Here is a 17,999-nt window from a genome sequence, read left to right on the forward strand (position 1 = left end):
GAGCGCAAGCTCTTGCCCGGAAGGGTAAGTGTGGTGATGATGGCTTGAAGGATACACCTGTTCCCATGCCGAACACAGAAGTTAAGCTTCAACACGCCAAAAGTAGTTGGGGGATCGCTCCCTGCGAGGATAGGACGTTGCCACGCGATTTGATTGAGCTTTGGCACCTGGTTCGTTGCCAGGGCTCGGATTTTGGAGAGTTGTCCGAGTTGGCCGAAGGAGCAGCATTGGAAATGCTGTATACGGGTTAAAGCCTGTATCAAGGGTTCGAATCCCTTACTCTCCGTTGTTATGACCCGTTAGTCAAGTGGTTAAGACACCAGCCTTTCACGCTGGTATCGTGGGTTCAAATCCCGCACGGGTCACTCTTTATGGAGGATTAGCTCAGTTGGGAGAGCATCTGCCTTACAAGCAGGAGGTCACAGGTTCGAGCCCTGTATCCTCCATTCACAACGAAAGTTGTGTTTGGTAATTTAATAAAACCCATATTATCGCAATGGCTCGGTAGCTCAGTTGGTAGAGCAACGGATTGAAGCTCCGTGTGTCGGCGGTTCGATTCCGTCCCGCGCCATTTATGGGGGAGTAGCGAAGTCTGGTTAAACGCGACGGTCTGTAAAACCGTTCCTTCGGGTTCGGTGGTTCGAATCCACTCTCCCCCATTTTATAGGGATATAGTTAAACGGTATAACTACGGTCTCCAAAACCGTCATTGTGGGTTCGATTCCTACTATCCCTGCTTTTATGAATTTTTTGGCGGTATTGGTGAAGTTTGGTTAACACACCGGTTTGTGGGTCCGGCACGCGTGGGTTCGAATCCCACATACCGCCCTTTGTTAAAAGGCATTTATCACTTTTAACGTTAACTATTTGGTGGTATAGCCAAGTGGTAAGGCAGAGGTCTGCAAAACCTTTATCATCGGTTCAAATCCGATTACCACCTTTTAGTTGTTAGCTAATATTAATATTTTGCCTCTGTGGCGGAATTGGCAGACGCGCTGGACTCAAAATCCAGTTCCTGTTGAGGGAGTGTGGGTTCGACCCCCACCGGAGGCATACTTTAGACGGATAATTAATATTAGTTAGCAAATAATGGAAATAGGTTGAAGCTTGATGCATCTTGCTTCAACCTATTTTTTTACTTTTTAAATTAATTATTTTTGTTCTTGTACATTGTTTGTACATCATTGTCCGAATTTAGGATATCTAATATCACTTCAATATGTTTCTTAGATTTTGCTTTCATTTAATTTATTTTGAATGGAAATCCTGTGCCCTAGTCCTCTATGGAATTATGACCTTGATTTTGATTGCTGTGATTCTTGGCTTGATGATTTTGGTAACCGCATTGCCAATTATCATGCCTGCGTATGTTAAGCTAACTTATGATTCACGAGTTAATAAGGGAATCAAAATAAAAAGCAATATAAAATAACCATAAATTTAGACCTCTCTACTGAACTTTATTGAAGTAATCAGTTAAGGATTAGCTATATATGAATTATTTTTCATATGTCTAGACTAATAAATTTTTAGTTAAGTGATTTATCTATTGATAATATGAGGAAGAGAAAAAAGATGGATTTTCAATACAAAATCCAGGAGAAAGTTAATAAGGCAGGACTTTGTACTTTATCATTCTTAATTAGATTGTCTCAATTGAGTAAAAATCACAATAAATAGTGGGTATAATATCCTACCCCCTACATATTGTGTTGGGGAAGTCAACCTTTCTCTTCAATTTATTCAATAGTAAGATAGCAATCGTTAAACAATAAAAGAGGGGTCTGCAGAAATGAAAATAGAGTTAATGAATGATACAAGTTTACAAAATCTTACCGATGTAAAGGTTGTCAAGCGTGACGGCACTGAGACACCCTTTTACGGCTATAAGATTGACTTAGTGTTAAAAGAACTAAATGCTGATAGTAAAACGAAGGCTGCTGTTTACCAAGAGCTGCTCTCCTTTATGGGAAAGAAAACAGTTTCTACGATTGAAATTGCACAGGCATTTATTTCGGGGCTAAAGAAAGCAGACCAAAACATTTTAGCTCAAAAATATGTTAACTATCGTCGTCAAGACGAAGAAAACTTCGCGGAAGCAACTGATCCACAATACAAGCTTAGTCAATTGTTTGACCGTAATTCGCGGGTTGTCCACGAAAACGCCAATAAGGATAGTCACGTTTTTAATACGCAACGGGATCTGGAAGCAGGGGTCGTTAGCCGTGCTTTGGGATTGAGAATGTTACCTGAATTAGTTGCTAAGGCGCATTTACGTGGCGATATTCACTGGCATGATTTGGACTATTCACCAGTGACTCCTGAAACTAATTGTTGTCTGATTGACTTTGATGAAATGTTCAAAAATGGCTTCAAAATTGGGAACGCTTGGGTTTCTTCACCACGTTCAATTCAAACTGCAACTGCTCAGATGTCCCAAATTATTGCAAACGTGGCTTCACTACAGTACGGTGGTTGTTCCGCTAACCGGATTGACCAATTATTGGAACCATATGCAAAGCTAAACTACCAAAAGCATATGAAAGATGCTGAGGAGTGGATTGCCCCTGAAAAGCGGGAAGAATTTGCTCGGGCGAAGACAAAGAAGGATATTTATGATGCAATGCAGGCTCTGGAATATGAGATCAACACTCTTTATTCAAGTCAGGGTCAAACACCATTTACCACAATTAACTTTGGCCTAGGGACTAGCTGGATTAGCCGGGAGATTCAAAAAGCAATTTTGCAGATCCGGATTAAGGGACTGGGAAAGGAACACCGGACTGCAATCTTCCCTAAATTGATTTTTACATTGAAGCGCGGGTTAAACTTACAACCTGGTGATCCAAATTATGATATCAAGCAACTTGCACTTGAATGTTCAACTAAGCGGATGTACCCAGACCTATTAATGTACGACAAAATTAAAGAAATCACTGGCAGTTTTAAGACACCAATGGGATGTCGTTCGTTCTTGCAAGGGTGGAAAGACCCTGAAACTGGTAAAGAGGTTAATTCTGGTCGAATGAATCTCGGGGTAGTAACGGTTAATTTACCGCGGATTGCCCTTGAAGCGCAAGGCGATAAGGAACTCTTTTGGCAAATCTTCCAAGAAAAGATGAATATTTGTCACACTGCCTTGAAGTACCGAATTGCCCGAACAAAGCAGGCTAAGCCCGAAAATGCGCCATTGCTTTACATGTACGGTGCGTTTGGCAAGCGACTAAAGCGGACTGATAGTGTTGATGAAGTCTTTAAGAATAGCCGAGCAACTATTTCTTTGGGATACATTGGATTATATGAAGTTTGCACCACCTTTTATGGTTCAAATTGGGAACATAACCAGGAAGCTCATGACTTTGCAGTTTCGATTGCTAAGGCGATGCATGAACTTTGTGCTAAGTGGGAAAGCGAAGAAGGCTACCACTACAGTCTTTACTCAACTCCCGCTGAATCATTGACTGATACTTTCTGCCAAGATGACCTTAAAAAATTTGGCCGGATTGAGGATGTTACTGATAAGGAATATTACACTAACAGTTTCCACTATGATGTTCGCAAGCATCCGACACCATTTGAGAAACTAGAATTTGAAGAAGCGTTCCCATACCAAGCTGCCGGTGGTTTTATTCACTATTGTGAGTATCCAAATCTTCGTCAAAATCCGAAGGCGCTCGAAGCAGTTTGGGACTGGGCTTATGATCATGTTGGCTACTTAGGAACAAATACCGCAATTGATCAATGCTTTAAGTGTGGCTTTAAAGGCGAATTTGAGGCAACTGCACGTGGGTTTAAGTGTCCGCAATGTGGGAACCATGATCCGGCAACGTGTGACGTTGTTAAGCGGACTTGTGGCTACTTAGGTAATCCACAACAACGACCAATGGTTCATGGTCGGCACGAGGAAATCATCCACCGAGTAAAGCATATGAGTTCTTCAATGATTAAGTCGGCTGCTCAGTTTGAACAAAATCGTCAATTCGATTCAAAAGAAGATCGGGCTGCCATTAATGGCGATCAAATTTAGAGGGGGATTAGAATGGTAGAGAAAAGACCGCAAAGGTTACCTAAAAATCCGCAACCAAAGGAATGGTTAGCAAAGGATCATTCACTTCAATACGTAGCGGACTATAAGCCATTTAATTTTGTTGATGGTGAAGGGGTTCGTTGCAGTGTTTATGTTAGTGGTTGTTTATTTAATTGTCCGGGTTGCTACAATAAGGCGGCACAAAATTTTCACTATGGACAGCCTTATACCCAGGAACTTGAAGATCAGATAATGGAGGATCTTTCGCAAAGCTATGTTCAGGGGCTTACTCTTCTTGGTGGCGAACCGTTCTTAAACACTCAGGTTTGTTTAAAGCTAATTCACCGGTTACGAAAAGAATTCGGCCATACTAAAGATATTTGGTCATGGTCTGGATATACCTGGGAGGAACTGTTGAAGGATTCTGATGATAAACTGGAAATGCTTCATAATATTGATATTCTGGTTGATGGTCGGTTCTTGTTGGCAAAAAAGGATCTGACTTTACAATTCCGGGGCAGTTCCAATCAACGAATTATTGATGTCCCTAAGTCATTTGCTAGTGGCAAAGTGGTTATTTGGGATAAGTTAGTCCATTAACAGGTGAAATTAATGAATGAAGAATTATTGAAGACTGTTCAAAAGGTCAGTCAGGGACAACCAGACTGGTTACAAAAGAAGCGTTCATTAGCAATAATGTTGCAAAAACGGTTTCCGTTAGCCAATCACCAGCAAGCATGGTTAGCAAAGTGGCAGCAACCAAGTATTGCTGGTAATGATGAATCTTTATCACTGAATCATGATGGGGATGATTTTGTAGCACTGCCAATCAATGTAGCTGTCCAAAAGTACCCTGAATTATTACAGGAAAACTTGATGGAGAAAGCAGTTCGTTGGCAGGATAACCAGTTGAATGCACTTCACCTGGCATTAATGGATACTGGTCAATTTATTTATGTTCCAGATGAGACAAAATTAGAGAAACCGTTAAAAATTGAGTTAGTAACGAGGAGCAATAATCCGCATAACCTAATCATTGTTGGTGCTGGCGCTCAAGTAACGATCATTGAAGAAGGTAGTTATGAGACGCAAGCTCCGTTATATACTGCTACTGAGATTTTGATGGGGGGGGGCAGGAGCGCAGGTAAAGTTCTGCCAAAATAACAGCTATTATGGCAATTTAGTTCGTCAAGCGGTTCATTCTTATCAGGCACGGGGTTCAAAGCTGGATGTGGAAGGAATTATTCCAAAGAATCAACACGGATACAGCAGCTTTTATAGTTTTCTTGATGGCTCTGATGCGCGTTGGAATGTTCAGTTAGCTTCTATGGTTGAGGCTGACTGCCAGCAAGAGGTGGTTACTCAGGTTGATGGCTACGGTGAAAATACTAGTGCCCAAGTGAATGAGTGGGGATGGGTAGCTCCTAATGCACAGTTGAAGTGGGGAAAATTGGCCACTGTGGATGACGAACCATTGGAGCTTCATCAACACCGTGTAATTGCTAGTAGTGCAAAGACAGTGGTTAATGATCAAAAAGAGACCTCTCATTTTAATGCTCCTGATGACTTCTTTAAGACGCAATTACCAGCTAGTTCATGGTTAGCGCGTCTTTCTTAGTTACAAAACAGTTACAAAAACACACTGAATAGTGATAAAAAGTCTAAATTAAGGGTCAGAAATCCCTAATTTAGACTTTTTTGTTTTTCTTTATTACAAAATATCTTTTATAAATGATTTGATAAAGAAAGACACGTGGAGCGCTTGCTACTGGGATTTATTATCATTTCTCAAGAGTGAAAATAAACTTTTTATTACATCAGATTACGGAAAAGGCTGAAATTGATAATTTGTGGTAACTACCATGTAATTTTAATCGTGTATATTAGAAACCGTTGATGAGGTCATCAACGACTTAAATTAATAATTAGAAATTTGAAACAATATTTGAGAAAAGGAAGGTATTTCATTTATATGAATAAGTTATCGAAGAACATCGCTAAAGTTACAGCTGCTGTAGCCGGGGTTGTTGCCTTAGGAACTATCGCAACTACCACAACCGCTAACGCCGACTCAATTTACACGGTGCAAAGCGGTGACACCTTATCAGGAATTTCATATAAGTTAGGTCATGATTTAACTTTTGTTGATACATTAGCTTCAAACAACAACATTGCTAACAAGAACTTGATTTACGTTGGTCAAAAGTTAGTAATTAAGGATGACGGTGAAGTTGCACCTGCTACTCAACAACAAGTTGAAACCTTACCATCAGCAAATACTGCTAACCAAACCAGTTCTGCAGCTACCTCAACTAGTGCTGCTAGTCAAAGCCAAGCACAATCACAACAAGCTGCTTCAGCAAATACTCAGGCACAAACTGCAACCGCAACAACTTCAGCAAGCAATGCTGCAAGTTACAGCAACTACACATCAAGCGTAGCTGGTAATGATGCCGCTGCTAAGGCATGGATTGCTGCCCGTGAATCAGGTGGTAACTACGGTGCCCAAAACGGTCAATACATTGGTAAGTACCAATTATCCGCATCATACCTTAACGGTGACTACTCCGCCGCAAATCAAGAACGAGTAGCCGACCAATACGTAGCTGGCCGTTACGGTTCCTGGAGTGCCGCACAATCATTCTGGCAATCACACGGTTGGTACTAAAAAATAGAGCGCGAGCCAGTTAAGAGCTTGCGGAAAGATAACAATTTCCCCTGCCGAGGGCGACTTGCGCCTAGGCAGGGGTTTGTTATCTCTAGCAAGCTCCTGGCGAGCGCATTTCGACTATGTTGCCGAAAACAATTTCTCCCGACTGGGTGCTGAAAGCACCTGGGAGGGAGTTTGTTGTCTCTAAGGGCTTTTCTGCGAACGCGTTTCTGCAATAAAATAGTAAATAACTCTCGATAATAGTGTGTTATCCGCTATTATTGAGAGTTTTTGCTATAATCTAAATATAATAATCTATGAATAGGTGTGGGAGATAAATGCTGTTTAAGTCAAAAAATGATCAGGAATCGATTGATCGCGCTAAAAAGATATATGGAGCAGGAATAAATCGTGGCCTAGCCGGTTTTGTTTCTCAGGGACAAAAGAAGAAAAAACGGTCAGTAATTGAAGCAATTGATGAAATTACTTTAACAACGACTGAACAAATTCCAGAGAACGATTATAGGATTATTGGAGTAGTATTTGGGACTGCTACTAGAGAGGAGAAAACGTCTGCCCATGAGCAAGCAATTAAAGCATTACGAGATAAAGCAAAGCAAGTGGGAGCAGATGTGGTAGTAGCGATGCGTTTTGATTCTACTTCTTCAACAGTTACGGCATACGGGACTGCAGTTAAAATAGTCAAATAAATACTTAACGGCTTCTCAACTTTCAAATCATTTTGGGGGTTGAGAAGCCGTTATTAAATTAATTTTCCCATGGCTTATCTTTACTGATTGAGTTGATAATTGCTGCTTGTTTTTGACGATTTTCTTTTCGATGCTGGCGACGGGTTGCATAGCCAGCCACCATTGCTTTTTGCTCTGCTGTTTGGGGAATCAATTGGTCGTACTGGATTACTTTCTTAGGGTCTTGGATCACGTAAGTCATGAAGCAAGAAAAGCCGACGAAACGTTCACCAGTCATCAGGTGTTCACCAATGACTTTAACGAAAACTTCTAATGATCTATGACCAACACCTGTAACATAAGCTTCCATGCACATTGAGTCTTGGAGTTGAAATGGTTTAAGAAATTGAACATGATCCATAGCGGCAGTCACGACAGTTGAGCGGGTGACCCGCATAGCGGCAACAGATGCCTCACCGTCCACTAGCTCTAAAATTCGTCCGCCAAAAACGGTTCCGTGTTCATTTAGGTCTGCATTAAAAACACGGTGAAGAGAGACGGCAAGGGTTTTATTACAATTTATCTTCATTATTAATGGCTCTCCTTAAAAATATTTACTTATAGTTTATTTTAGCATAGTTAAGAAAACGTTTTCTTTAATAAAACTTGGTATTTTACGTAAATAAATGAAATTTTGTTAATATTTTTTTCATCTCTCTCTTAAAAATATACTATAATAGAGACACTACGGAGATGAAAGGATGAGATTAATGTCAAAAGACAGTCAGATTATTGATACTAAGTCACTATATGTAAATCCTGAACGTGGAGTAGCGACCTTAAATTACAGTCAAAATTACTTCACTGATATTCCTTCATTAGTAAATAGTGATGAGGTAAAGCAAATCGTTAAATTATACTTGGATTCACGAAATCCTGATAATGATGATGATGCTTTTGATAATGCCAGTGTTGATAAGTTTATCGATGTATTAAAGAAGATCCTTTTTGACGATGATAGTGCCTTTGATGAATATGATCCTAAAGATATCTTAGCTAGTGTCGAAGAATTGTACTCATACTATCGTTCATTATTGCGGGTTTCTGTTATTAGTTACAATGATAATAAAATTGTTGGCAATGAATTTCGGACTATTGATACCCAGTTTAATGATTTAGTACGGAAACTTTACCGGATTCTTGAAGAAAAACTTCAAGGATTTGAAAACCGGACTTACCGGCAAGTTAATGCGGCAACTAACGCTACAATTTTAGTTCAACAACATGATTGGAAGATTCCTGCTGGTTATGAAGAACTGCGTGACATTGATTTCATCAATACCGTAATGCTCCGACCACCAATGATGATGCATACCAAGAGTAACAAGCGGGAAGGTGTCTTCTCGGCTGTAGAAGAGAACCCGGTCGATCGTTTCCATGGTGAACGGGGTAAGTGGTTCTGTTATCCAGCTAAGATTGGTGAAAGTCTTGCCTTCATCTACTTTAACGTTGACTACTTAGTAAACGGGATTGCTCTTTCAAACTTGTTTGAATTAGCATCACCCGAAGAAGTTGAAGGACAAAAGCCAGATCTTGTTGTTCTCTTTGGTCTTGAAAAGACTGAGGGAATGGTTTCACACTATTACCACGATGAGAAGAACGATATTTGGGTTGGTGAAGTACCATATACTGACAAGACCACTTACTTTGGTTACATGAAGAAGATGTGCTTGACCGTTCATAACCTTCACCAAATTTACAATGGTCGTTTGCCAATTCACGGTTCAATGTTGAAGATCAAGTTCACTAATGGTAAGGAAAAGAACGTTGTCTTCTTTGGGGACTCCGGTGCCGGAAAGTCAGAATCAATTGAAGCTTTGCAAGAATTAGCTGATGATAAGATTGTCAGCATGGAAACCATTTTTGATGATATGGGAAGCTTTACCTTAACTAATGATGGTCACATCTATGCACAAGGTACAGAAACTGGTGCCTTTGTTCGTTTGGACGACTTGAGCAGTGCGGTTGCATTTAACAACATGGACCGGGGGGTATACCTTAACCCTGAATTGAGTAACGCCCGGGTTATTATTCCAGCTGATACTTACCAAAATGTTGTTAAGCACCATCATATTGACATGTGGTTGTATGCTAACAACTATAGCGATCAAGTTGGAATTCACCGCTTTGACACTAAGGAAGAAGCTGAAAAAGTCTTTATTGCTGGTCAACGGAAGGCCTTGGGAACAACTGATGAAGTTGGGATGAGTAAGACATTCTTTGCTAACCCATTTGGCCCTGTTCAAGAACCAGAAAAGACCAAGCCAGTTATCGACAAGGTCTTCACTGAACTATTTAATAAGGGAGTTTATGTTGGTGAAATCTTCACTCACCTTGGAAATGATAAGTCTAAGGATGCATTGAAGGAGTCTGCCTCTGAATTGCTTGATGTTTTGATGAATAACTAAATTCAGATTACAAAGACATCAATAATTGAAATAGTCCTGTAACATTTACGTGTTACGGGGCTTTTTTTAGCTTAAAATAAGAATTCTTAGTAAAAAGCAGCGAAAATAATGGAATATTTGGTTGGTTTCCAAATTAACGAAGGAAAAATTTAGGATAACCGAAGAACGTTGGTATATCAGCAAATGACTCTTTTAGTGAAATGAATATATAAGAAAAAGATGCATATTTGTTACAAAAAATTACAAAAATAGCGGAATTTGAAAAATCGTGGTAACCCATCCGTAACGCTGAACCTGTATAGTATATAACCGTTGATGATATCTAAAACATCAATTTCCAAAACAATTAACATCATATTACTTACAAACTTACAAGAGAAAAGGATGGATTGATTTTTTTATGAAGTTATCTAAGAAAGCAGCTAAGATTACAGCAGCCATTGCCGGTGCCGTTGCTTTAGGTACTGTAGCTACTGCAACCACCGCTAGCGCCGACAGTATTTACACTGTTCAATCAGGCGACACCCTTTCTGGGATTTCTTACAAATTAGGTCATGATTTAACTTTCGTTGATACTTTGGCCTCAAACAACAACATTGCTAACAAGAACTTGATCTACGTTGGTCAAAAGTTAGTAATTAAGGATGACGGTGAAGTTGCACCTGCTACTCAACAACAAGTTGAAACTTTGCCATCAGCAAATACCACAACTCAAAACAACCAAACTAGTTCTGCAGCTACTACTAACAACTCAGCTGCACAAACTGCAACTGCAACAACTTCAGCAAGCAATGCTGCAAGTTACAGCAACTACACATCAAGCGTAGCCGGTAATGATGCCGCTGCTAAGGCATGGATTGCTGCCCGTGAATCAGGTGGTAACTACGGTGCCCAAAACGGTCAATACATTGGTAAGTACCAATTATCCGCATCATACCTTAACGGTGACTACTCTGCCGCAAACCAAGAACGAGTAGCCGACCAATACGTAGCTAGCCGTTACGGTTCCTGGAGTGCCGCTCAATCATTCTGGCAATCACACGGTTGGTACTAAAAAAATAGAGTGTGACTCAGCAAAGAACTTGCGGAAAGCTAGCAATTTCTCCTGACGAAGGCGACTAGCGCCTAGGAAGGAGGTTGCTAGCTCTAGCAAGTTCCTGAGGAACAGATCTTAACCATATAATAGTTAAAGAGCTAATTAGTATTCGCTACTAGTTAGCTCTTTGTTGTCTCTAAGGGCTTTCCTGCGAACACGTTTCAGCTATGTTGCCGAGAAACCGCTCTTAATCATATAACATTCAAGAAGCTAATTAGTGTTAATCACTAGTTAGCTTTTTTCGATCTTCTAGCAATCACTTAATTATTTTCGAGTCTATTAAGTCTAATTACGAGAATCAAACTTCTTTTTCTCAATCTAATTATTCATCCCCAAGAGAAACTGGTAAAATAGGTAATTGACATCATGATATTGTGTTTTATTAGGGAGTGAACACTAAATATGGCTATTTTACAGATAAAAGACCTTCACGTTGCGGTTGAAGATGAAGAAACTCATCAACAAAAGGAAATTCTCAAGGGTGTTAATCTTAAAATGCAAACTGGGGAAATTCACGCAATTATGGGCCCGAATGGAACGGGGAAGTCAACCTTATCGCAGACGATTATGGGACAACCCAACTATCACGTTACGCAAGGTGATATTTTATTAAATGGTGAGAGTATCCTCGAGATGCCCGTTGATGAACGTGCCCGAAAAGGATTATTTTTAGCAATGCAGTATCCAGCAGAAATTCAAGGGGTAACCAATGCAGAATTCTTGCGAGCAGCAATGAACGCGCGACGACCAAAGGATGACCAAATTTCAATTATGGATTTTCTTCAGGAACTTGACCAAAAGCTGGCACTGTTAGACATGAAAGAGTCAATGACGGAACGCTACCTTAACGAAGGCTTTTCGGGTGGCGAAAAAAAGCGGAATGAAATCCTTCAACTACTGATGATTAAACCAAGCTTTGCGATCTTAGATGAAATTGATTCGGGACTAGACATTGATGCTCTAAAAGTCGTTTCTCGGGGAGTTAATTCTATGCGGGGTGCTAATTTTGGTTCGCTAATTATTACCCACTATCAACGACTACTGAACTATATTGTTCCTGATACGGTTCATGTAATGATGGGCGGGCGAATTGTTAAGGATGGCGGCCCTGAATTGGCAAAGAAACTAGAAGCTGAGGGGTATGCCGGATTGCGTGATGAGCTTGGCTTAAAAGTTGATTTGGTTGATGAAGATAAGTAGGGGTACTGATATTATGAATTTTGATTATTCACACCTTAAATCCCAACTTCAGCAGTTTGCAACGACTAAGGAGCCAGAAGAGCTGACTCAGTTGCGTCAAAGGGCATTTCAGGATGTAACCACTACACAGTTGCCCAAAGTAACAAAATTTAATTTTCAAGATTGGCCGCTTATTTCTGATCAGTCTTCGTCTCTTCAGTTTCCTAAAGTGATTGAACAGCTAACGGACTCTGAACAAGTTACAGTAGAGGTAAATTCCCAGAAAGTTACAGTTACGCTCCCTAATCAATTGAAAGAACTGGGGATTATTATTAGTGAGCTAGGTTCGGCAATCACTGCTCATCCTCAAATACTAACTAAATACTTAGCAAGGGTAATTCAACCGGATGAAAACCTCCTAGCGGCTTACCATACTGCCTTTATTAATCAGGGCCTTTTTGTATATGTTCCGCGCAACGTCGAATTAAAGGAGCCAATTCACCTGACAGTTAACTTTGACCAGACCATCAAAGGGACAATTAATTTTCATCTATTAATTGTTGCTGGAGAAAATAGTCGCTTCCAGATTATCGATCACTTAGTTTCCTTTCGTCAGCAAACTAATCCCTTAACCAATTTTGTGGAAATCATGGCTGAAGAAAATAGTGAGGTTCATTTCTCCTCACTTGATCATTTAGCGCAACAAAGCCCTAGTTATTATCAGTACCGGGCAGCAATTAGAGATTATGCTAAGGTGGACTGGTCAATTGGGTTGATGAATGAATGTAATACTGTCGGTGAAATTGATTCAGAATTAATTGGTAAAGGAGCACGTGCTAACTCACAACTGATTGCCCTAACCACAAATGACCAACAGCTTGGGATTAATAATCGAGTTACTAACCGTAGTCCTCATTCACAGGGATTAATTAATCAGCGTGGGGTTGCTCTTGGTAACTCACGACTGATTTTTAACGGAATTGGTCAGATTATTCATGGTGCTCATGGCTCAGAAGCAGAACAGCAAAACCGGTTATTGATGATGTCGCCACACGCAACGGGCGATGCCAACCCTATTTTGTTGATTGATGAAAATGACGTTGAAGCAGGGCATGCAGCGAGTGTCGGTAAGATTAACCAGGATCAGCTTTACTACCTATTAAGTCGGGGGATTCCCCTACACCAAGCGCAGCGAATGGTGATTCGGGGATTTTTAAGCGCGGTAATTACTGCTATCCCTGATAAGAATGTCCGCCAAGAAATGGTTGATATTTTGGAAAGGAAGTTACTGGAAAATGCCTAATTGGGAGCTTGTTCGTCAAGACTTCACTGAATTGCAACAGACAATGAACGGTGAACGGCTTGCCTACCTTGATAATGCGGCAACAAGCTTAAAGCCGACGTCCGTGATTGACCGGTTAGTCAGCTTTTATCAACGAGAAAATGCTAATGTCCACCGGGGAACATACCAGCTATCATTCAAAGCGACTGCAGAATATGAGAATGCTCGTAAAATCGTTCAGCACTTCATTAATGCTAAAGCTTCCCGTGAGATAATCTTTACCCGAGGAACGACCGAAAGCATTAATTTAATTGCAGCCACTTATGGTGAACAGAATGTTAAGCCAGGGGATGAAATCGTAATCTCGCTTGCGGAACATCACAGCAATTTGATCCCTTGGCAACAGTTAGCGATTAGAAAGAAAGCAATCTTAAAATACATTAATTTAACCCCGAACGGTGAAATTAATTTAGCCGATGCCAAGCAAAAGATCACCGCTAAAACGAAAATTGTTGCGGTAACCCACGTTGGTAATGTTCTTGGTAACGTTAGTCCAATCAGGGAATTAGCAGAGCTGGCTCATCAGAACGAAGCAATTATTGTTGTTGACGGTGCCCAAGCAGCCTGTCATGTTCCGGTAGATGTGCAAAAGTTAGCAGCTGACTTCTATGCTTTTTCGGGGCATAAGATGTTGGGACCAACGGGAATTGGTGTTTTATATGGAAACCAACAGCTCCTTGAACAAATGCCGCCTTACCAATTTGGCGGTGAAATGATCGCGGATGTTCAGCTCGACAACAGTAAGTGGGATCAGATCCCACATAAGTTTGAAGCGGGCACGCCTAATATTGCGGGAGCAGTTGGATTAGCAACGGCAATCAAGTATTTAGAACGGGTCGGGATGACGCAAATAAGGGCACGGGATACGGAATTGATGGCTTATTTAGTACCTAAATTAATGGCGATTCCTGGAGTGAAAGTTTATGGTTCACAGAATCCTCAGCAGCACGTTGGGGTTGTTTCGTTTAACCTCGATACTCTTCACCCCCATGACGTCGCAACGGCATTAGACATGGAAGGAGTAGCCGTTCGTGCGGGCCACCATTGTGCTGAACCACTCGTTCATTCATTAGGAACCAATTCGACTGTTCGCGCTAGTTTGGCATTTTATAATAATCAAGCTGACTGTGACCAGTTAATTAATGCAATCAAAGAAACAAAGGAGTTCTTTAAGGGTGAGCTTAGATAAATTAAATCAATTATACCGGGCAGTAATTTTAGAACATGCAGCTAATCCCCATCACCACTATGCTGTGGATAACGCTACTAATGAAAAGACGCTCCATAATACAACTTGTGGCGACACAATTAACATTAGTCTTCACCTGGGGGCAGATAACAGAATAACTGATATTGGGTTTACTGGTCAGGGGTGCACGATTAGTCAGGCCTCAGCCAGTATGCTTACCGATGTAATGATGGGGAAAACAACTAAAGAGGCACTAGCAATTGCTAAAATCTTTTCCGATGAAGCAATTGGTGAAAAGCACTCTAGAGATGAATTGAAAAAATTAGGGGATGCCCAGGTGCTAACCCAAATCATGGAGTTTCCTGCCCGGATCAAGTGTGCAACTTTAGCCTGGTGGGCTCTACAAGAAGCCTTGCTCAAGAATGCAAAAGGAGACAAGTGATCGTGACAGATGTAAATAATGTCCTCGGTAATCAAGATTATCAATATGGCTTTCATGATGACGTGAAGCCACTTTATTCAGCGGGACGCGGATTGACTGAAGCAACAGTCCGGAAAATTTCGGCAGAAAAGCATGAGCCGCAGTGGATGCTGGATTATCGCTTAGAATCATTTCATACTTATCAAAAAATGGCGATGCCTAAATTTGGTCCAGATCTATCTGGCTTGGACTTGGAGAATATGTTGTATTACCAGAAAATGACCGCTAAGAAGTACCGGGATTGGAAGGACGTTCCTGAAGAACTAAAGCGAACTTTTGATCGTCTTGGGGTGCCAGAAGCAGAACGAAAATATTTAGCTGGTTCAGCTGCCCAGTACGAGTCAGAGGTTGTTTACCATAACATGAAGCAACAGTTTGCCAAACAAGGGATCATTTTCACGGATACTGACACTGCCTTACAAAAGTACCCAGACCTATTCAAAAAGTGGTTTGGAAAGTTAGTCAAACCAGCTGATAATAAATTTGCTGCGTTGAACGGTGCTGTTTGGTCTGGAGGGTCCTTTATTTATGTTCCTAAGGGCGTTAAGGTCAAGACGCCAATCCAGGCTTATTTCAGGTTGAATGCGGAGAATACGGGACAGTTTGAGCGGACACTGATTATTGTTGATGAAGGTGCTAGCGTTGATTACGTCGAGGGCTGTACTGCACCAAACTATTCGTCTGATAGCCTGCATGCCGCAGTAGTTGAAGTGAATGTTCTAAAAGACGCTTATTGCCGTTATACAACGATCCAAAATTGGTCAAAGAATGTTTATAGTTTGGAGACGAAGCGGGCAGCTGCAGCCGAGAACGCCACAATGGAATGGGTTGATGGAAACCTTGGTTCAAAAGTTACCATGAAGTACCCGAGTGTCTATCTTAATGGCAAGGGAGCTCGCGGGACAATGCTTTCGATTGCAGTGGCTAGTGATCACATTCATCAGGACTCAGGAGCACGGATGATCCACAATGCCCCGAACACCTCTAGTTCAATCGTTTCCAAGTCGATTGCCCGGACAGGTGGTTCAACGGATTATCGGGGCAATATCCGCTTTACCGAAAAAGCTAACGGTTCAAAGGCCCATGTGGAATGTGACACGATTATCATGGATGACCAGTCATCTTCCGATACGATTCCAATCAATGAAATTAATAATTCGGATGTCACGATGGAACATGAGGCCAAGGTCTCGAAAATCTCCGAAGAGAAACTTTACTACTTGATGAGTCGGGGAATTAGTGAACGAAAAGCGACGGAAATGATTATCATGGGCTTTGTAGAACCCTTTACGAAAAAATTGCCAATGGAGTATGCAGTTGAGCTAAATCGACTGATTAGTTTTGAAATGGAAGGTTCGATTGGCTAAGGAGGGTTTATCATGTTAGATAAAGAGAAATTAAGCTCTGTTGAGCAGGAGGTCCTTAAGCAATTGCAAACCGTGATTGATCCGGAGTTGGGGATTGATTTAGTCAATTTGGGTCTTATTTACGGCATTGAGGTTAATGATCAACAATGTAAAATTACGATGACCTTAACGACAATGGGCTGTCCGATCAGTGATTTGCTTTATAAAATGATTAGGGAGGCCGTTCTCCAGGTAGCGGAGATCACGGAATGTGAAATTAACCTCGTCTGGGAGCCGGCATGGGGACCAGATAAAATGAGTCGCTTTGCCCGGATGGCACTAGGAGTTCATTTTTAAGTGAAAAGAATAAATACAGAAAGGCTTTAGAAGACCAAAATCGTGGACTTCTAAAGCCATTTTTAGTGAAATTATTTTAAATTACGCTTAATGGTTCTTTGTGGGTTGGCTTAGGAAAAGCTTTTGTTAAGGCAGCTAACTCATCATGACTAAATGTGATATTTAATGCCTCAATATTTTCACGAGCATGTTTTGGACTAGCAGCCTTGGGAATTGCTAAGGTATGCTGATCACGGATTACCCAGGCTAACATTATCTGGTAGACGGTTGCTTGGTGATTAGCAGCTAGTTCTTTTAGTAGGGGATTGACTGCTAAATTACCACTTAATCGATCCCCTTGGGAAAGCGGTGAATAAGCAATTAATGGTAAGTCATTATCTCGCATTAGAGGGAGAAGATCATATTCAATTCCCCGGCGATCAAGGTTATACAGATCTTCATTAGCAACGCATTCTCGACCATGAGGAAGTGCCCATAATTCTTCCAAATCAGCAACATCAAAATTAGAGACGCCCCAGTGACGAATCTTTCCCTTAGTTTGCATCTTAACTAGTTCATCTACCGTTTCTGCAAGGGGGATTCCGCCTCGCCAGTGGAGTAGGTAAAGATCGCAATAATCAGTTTGCATTAGCTTAAGACTCCGATCAAGACTTTTTTCCAATCGTTGATGACTGGCATTTTGGGGTAGTACCTTGTCGATGAGATAAAGCTTTGACCGGTCAAACGGCTTAATTGCTTCACTGGTAAGTTTTTCTGAACGTCCCTGACCATACATTTCGGCAGTATCAATGACGGTTGCTCCTGCATCAATTGCTGTTTGAATTGCTTTTACCTCTTCGCCGTGTTTTGCTGGTTCCTCACCAATATTCCACGTACCAACGCCAATTGCTGGTACAGTTGTTTGACCTAATTGTACTGTGATCATCAAATCCCTCCTTAATTTAATTACGATTTGATCCTACCATTCTTTTTCCATAAATACATCTGAATAACATATGATTATTATTTCATATGTTTAAATTAAAATTTATATTTTTGTGGGGAAGTAGTAATCCCTTAAAGCTTGTCATATAGGAATTGGTCAATAAAGGTAAAACTATTTTTAGCACTCTTTGATTTAAAGTGCTAAAAATAGTTGCGCTTTCTCTTCTAGTGATTAAGATAGGTAATGTAAT

The 17,999-nt window shown here is 40.9% G+C and carries 17 protein-coding genes, 9 tRNA genes and 1 rRNA gene; 25 read left to right on the plus strand and 2 right to left on the minus strand.

The window, feature by feature from the left end:
- Positions 1–29: 29 nt before the first annotated feature.
- From rrf to HUK49_RS11655, 17 genes are all read left to right on the plus strand, one after another.
- A 5S ribosomal RNA gene (gene rrf, locus HUK49_RS06610) occupies positions 30–146 on the plus strand.
- A gap of 48 nt (positions 147–194) precedes the next feature.
- Positions 195–286 (plus strand) — tRNA-Ser (locus HUK49_RS06615).
- A gap of 7 nt (positions 287–293) precedes the next feature.
- A tRNA-Glu gene (locus tag HUK49_RS06620) sits at positions 294–365 on the plus strand.
- Between the two features lie 8 nt (positions 366–373).
- Positions 374–446, plus strand: a tRNA-Val gene (locus HUK49_RS06625).
- A gap of 52 nt (positions 447–498) precedes the next feature.
- Positions 499–571 (plus strand) — tRNA-Phe (locus HUK49_RS06630).
- Positions 572–576: 5 nt separating this feature from the next.
- Positions 577–659: transfer RNA gene (locus HUK49_RS06635), tRNA-Tyr, on the plus strand.
- 6 nt (positions 660–665) lie between these two features.
- Positions 666–736, plus strand: a tRNA-Trp gene (locus HUK49_RS06640).
- Positions 737–753: 17 nt separating this feature from the next.
- A tRNA-His gene (locus HUK49_RS06645) sits at positions 754–828 on the plus strand.
- 41 nt (positions 829–869) lie between these two features.
- Positions 870–940, plus strand: a tRNA-Cys gene (locus tag HUK49_RS06650).
- A 28-nt stretch (positions 941–968) separates the two neighbouring features.
- Positions 969–1,053 (plus strand) — tRNA-Leu (locus tag HUK49_RS06655).
- Between the two features lie 238 nt (positions 1,054–1,291).
- A complete protein-coding gene (locus tag HUK49_RS06660; RefSeq protein WP_178695933.1) occupies positions 1,292–1,432 on the plus strand; it encodes a hypothetical protein in 141 nt (46 codons plus the stop codon).
- Positions 1,433–1,792: 360 nt separating this feature from the next.
- Complete coding sequence (nrdD, locus tag HUK49_RS06665) at positions 1,793–4,027, plus strand: anaerobic ribonucleoside-triphosphate reductase (protein WP_191913125.1); 2,235 nt, start codon at positions 1,793–1,795, stop codon at positions 4,025–4,027.
- Between the two features lie 12 nt (positions 4,028–4,039).
- Positions 4,040–4,627 carry an anaerobic ribonucleoside-triphosphate reductase activating protein gene (gene nrdG / locus HUK49_RS06670; protein WP_102169087.1) on the plus strand — a complete coding sequence of 196 codons (588 nt, stop codon included), beginning with the start codon at positions 4,040–4,042 and terminating at the stop codon, positions 4,625–4,627.
- A 12-nt stretch (positions 4,628–4,639) separates the two neighbouring features.
- Positions 4,640–5,191 (plus strand): SufD family Fe-S cluster assembly protein, encoded by a 552-nt coding sequence (locus tag HUK49_RS06675; RefSeq protein ID WP_191913126.1) that lies wholly within the window; start codon positions 4,640–4,642, stop codon positions 5,189–5,191.
- A 67-nt stretch (positions 5,192–5,258) separates the two neighbouring features.
- Entirely contained in the window at positions 5,259–5,645 is a 387-nt protein-coding gene (locus tag HUK49_RS06680) for a hypothetical protein (RefSeq protein ID WP_191913127.1), read from the plus strand.
- A gap of 354 nt (positions 5,646–5,999) precedes the next feature.
- Positions 6,000–6,695, plus strand: a complete 696-nt coding sequence (apf, locus tag HUK49_RS06685) for an aggregation-promoting factor (protein ID WP_191913128.1) — start codon at positions 6,000–6,002, stop codon at positions 6,693–6,695.
- A 320-nt stretch (positions 6,696–7,015) separates the two neighbouring features.
- Complete coding sequence (locus tag HUK49_RS11655) at positions 7,016–7,387, plus strand: heavy metal-binding domain-containing protein (RefSeq protein WP_191913129.1); 372 nt, start codon at positions 7,016–7,018, stop codon at positions 7,385–7,387.
- Between the two features lie 58 nt (positions 7,388–7,445).
- Here HUK49_RS11655 and HUK49_RS06695 read toward each other — a convergent pair whose 3' ends face one another.
- Positions 7,446–7,958, minus strand: a complete 513-nt coding sequence (locus HUK49_RS06695) for an acyl-CoA thioesterase (RefSeq protein ID WP_102169090.1) — start codon at positions 7,956–7,958, stop codon at positions 7,446–7,448.
- A 178-nt stretch (positions 7,959–8,136) separates the two neighbouring features.
- Here HUK49_RS06695 and HUK49_RS06700 point away from each other — a divergent pair, with 178 nt between their 5' ends.
- The 8 genes from HUK49_RS06700 to HUK49_RS06735 all read left to right on the plus strand — a co-directional run bounded on the left by HUK49_RS06700 (position 8,137) and on the right by HUK49_RS06735 (position 16,824).
- On the plus strand, positions 8,137–9,834 hold the full coding sequence (locus HUK49_RS06700) for a phosphoenolpyruvate carboxykinase (protein WP_191913130.1): 1,698 nt from the start codon (positions 8,137–8,139) through the stop codon (positions 9,832–9,834).
- Between the two features lie 400 nt (positions 9,835–10,234).
- Positions 10,235–10,888, plus strand: a complete 654-nt coding sequence (apf, locus tag HUK49_RS06705; RefSeq protein ID WP_191911381.1) for an aggregation-promoting factor — start codon at positions 10,235–10,237, stop codon at positions 10,886–10,888.
- Positions 10,889–11,332: 444 nt separating this feature from the next.
- A complete protein-coding gene (gene sufC / locus HUK49_RS06710; protein WP_191913131.1) occupies positions 11,333–12,130 on the plus strand; it encodes a Fe-S cluster assembly ATPase SufC in 798 nt (265 codons plus the stop codon).
- A gap of 13 nt (positions 12,131–12,143) precedes the next feature.
- Complete coding sequence (gene sufD / locus HUK49_RS06715) at positions 12,144–13,412, plus strand: Fe-S cluster assembly protein SufD (protein WP_235981027.1); 1,269 nt, start codon at positions 12,144–12,146, stop codon at positions 13,410–13,412.
- A complete protein-coding gene (locus HUK49_RS06720; RefSeq protein WP_191913133.1) occupies positions 13,405–14,640 on the plus strand; it encodes an aminotransferase class V-fold PLP-dependent enzyme in 1,236 nt (411 codons plus the stop codon). The genes sufD and HUK49_RS06720 overlap by 8 nt, the downstream gene beginning before the upstream one ends.
- A complete protein-coding gene (gene sufU, locus HUK49_RS06725; protein ID WP_191913134.1) occupies positions 14,627–15,082 on the plus strand; it encodes a Fe-S cluster assembly sulfur transfer protein SufU in 456 nt (151 codons plus the stop codon). The genes HUK49_RS06720 and sufU overlap by 14 nt, the downstream gene beginning before the upstream one ends.
- Positions 15,083–15,084: 2 nt before the next feature.
- On the plus strand, positions 15,085–16,488 hold the full coding sequence (gene sufB / locus HUK49_RS06730; RefSeq protein WP_191913135.1) for a Fe-S cluster assembly protein SufB: 1,404 nt from the start codon (positions 15,085–15,087) through the stop codon (positions 16,486–16,488).
- A gap of 12 nt (positions 16,489–16,500) precedes the next feature.
- Positions 16,501–16,824, plus strand: a complete 324-nt coding sequence (locus HUK49_RS06735; protein ID WP_191913136.1) for a metal-sulfur cluster assembly factor — start codon at positions 16,501–16,503, stop codon at positions 16,822–16,824.
- A 76-nt stretch (positions 16,825–16,900) separates the two neighbouring features.
- Here the strand turns inward: HUK49_RS06735 and HUK49_RS06740 are convergent, their stop codons facing one another.
- On the minus strand, positions 16,901–17,749 hold the full coding sequence (locus tag HUK49_RS06740; protein WP_191913137.1) for an aldo/keto reductase: 849 nt from the start codon (positions 17,747–17,749) through the stop codon (positions 16,901–16,903).
- Between the last annotated feature and the right edge of the window lie 250 nt (positions 17,750–17,999).

It is taken from the genome of Limosilactobacillus portuensis, from assembly GCF_014838735.1.
Lineage (GTDB): Bacteria > Bacillota > Bacilli > Lactobacillales > Lactobacillaceae > Limosilactobacillus > Limosilactobacillus portuensis.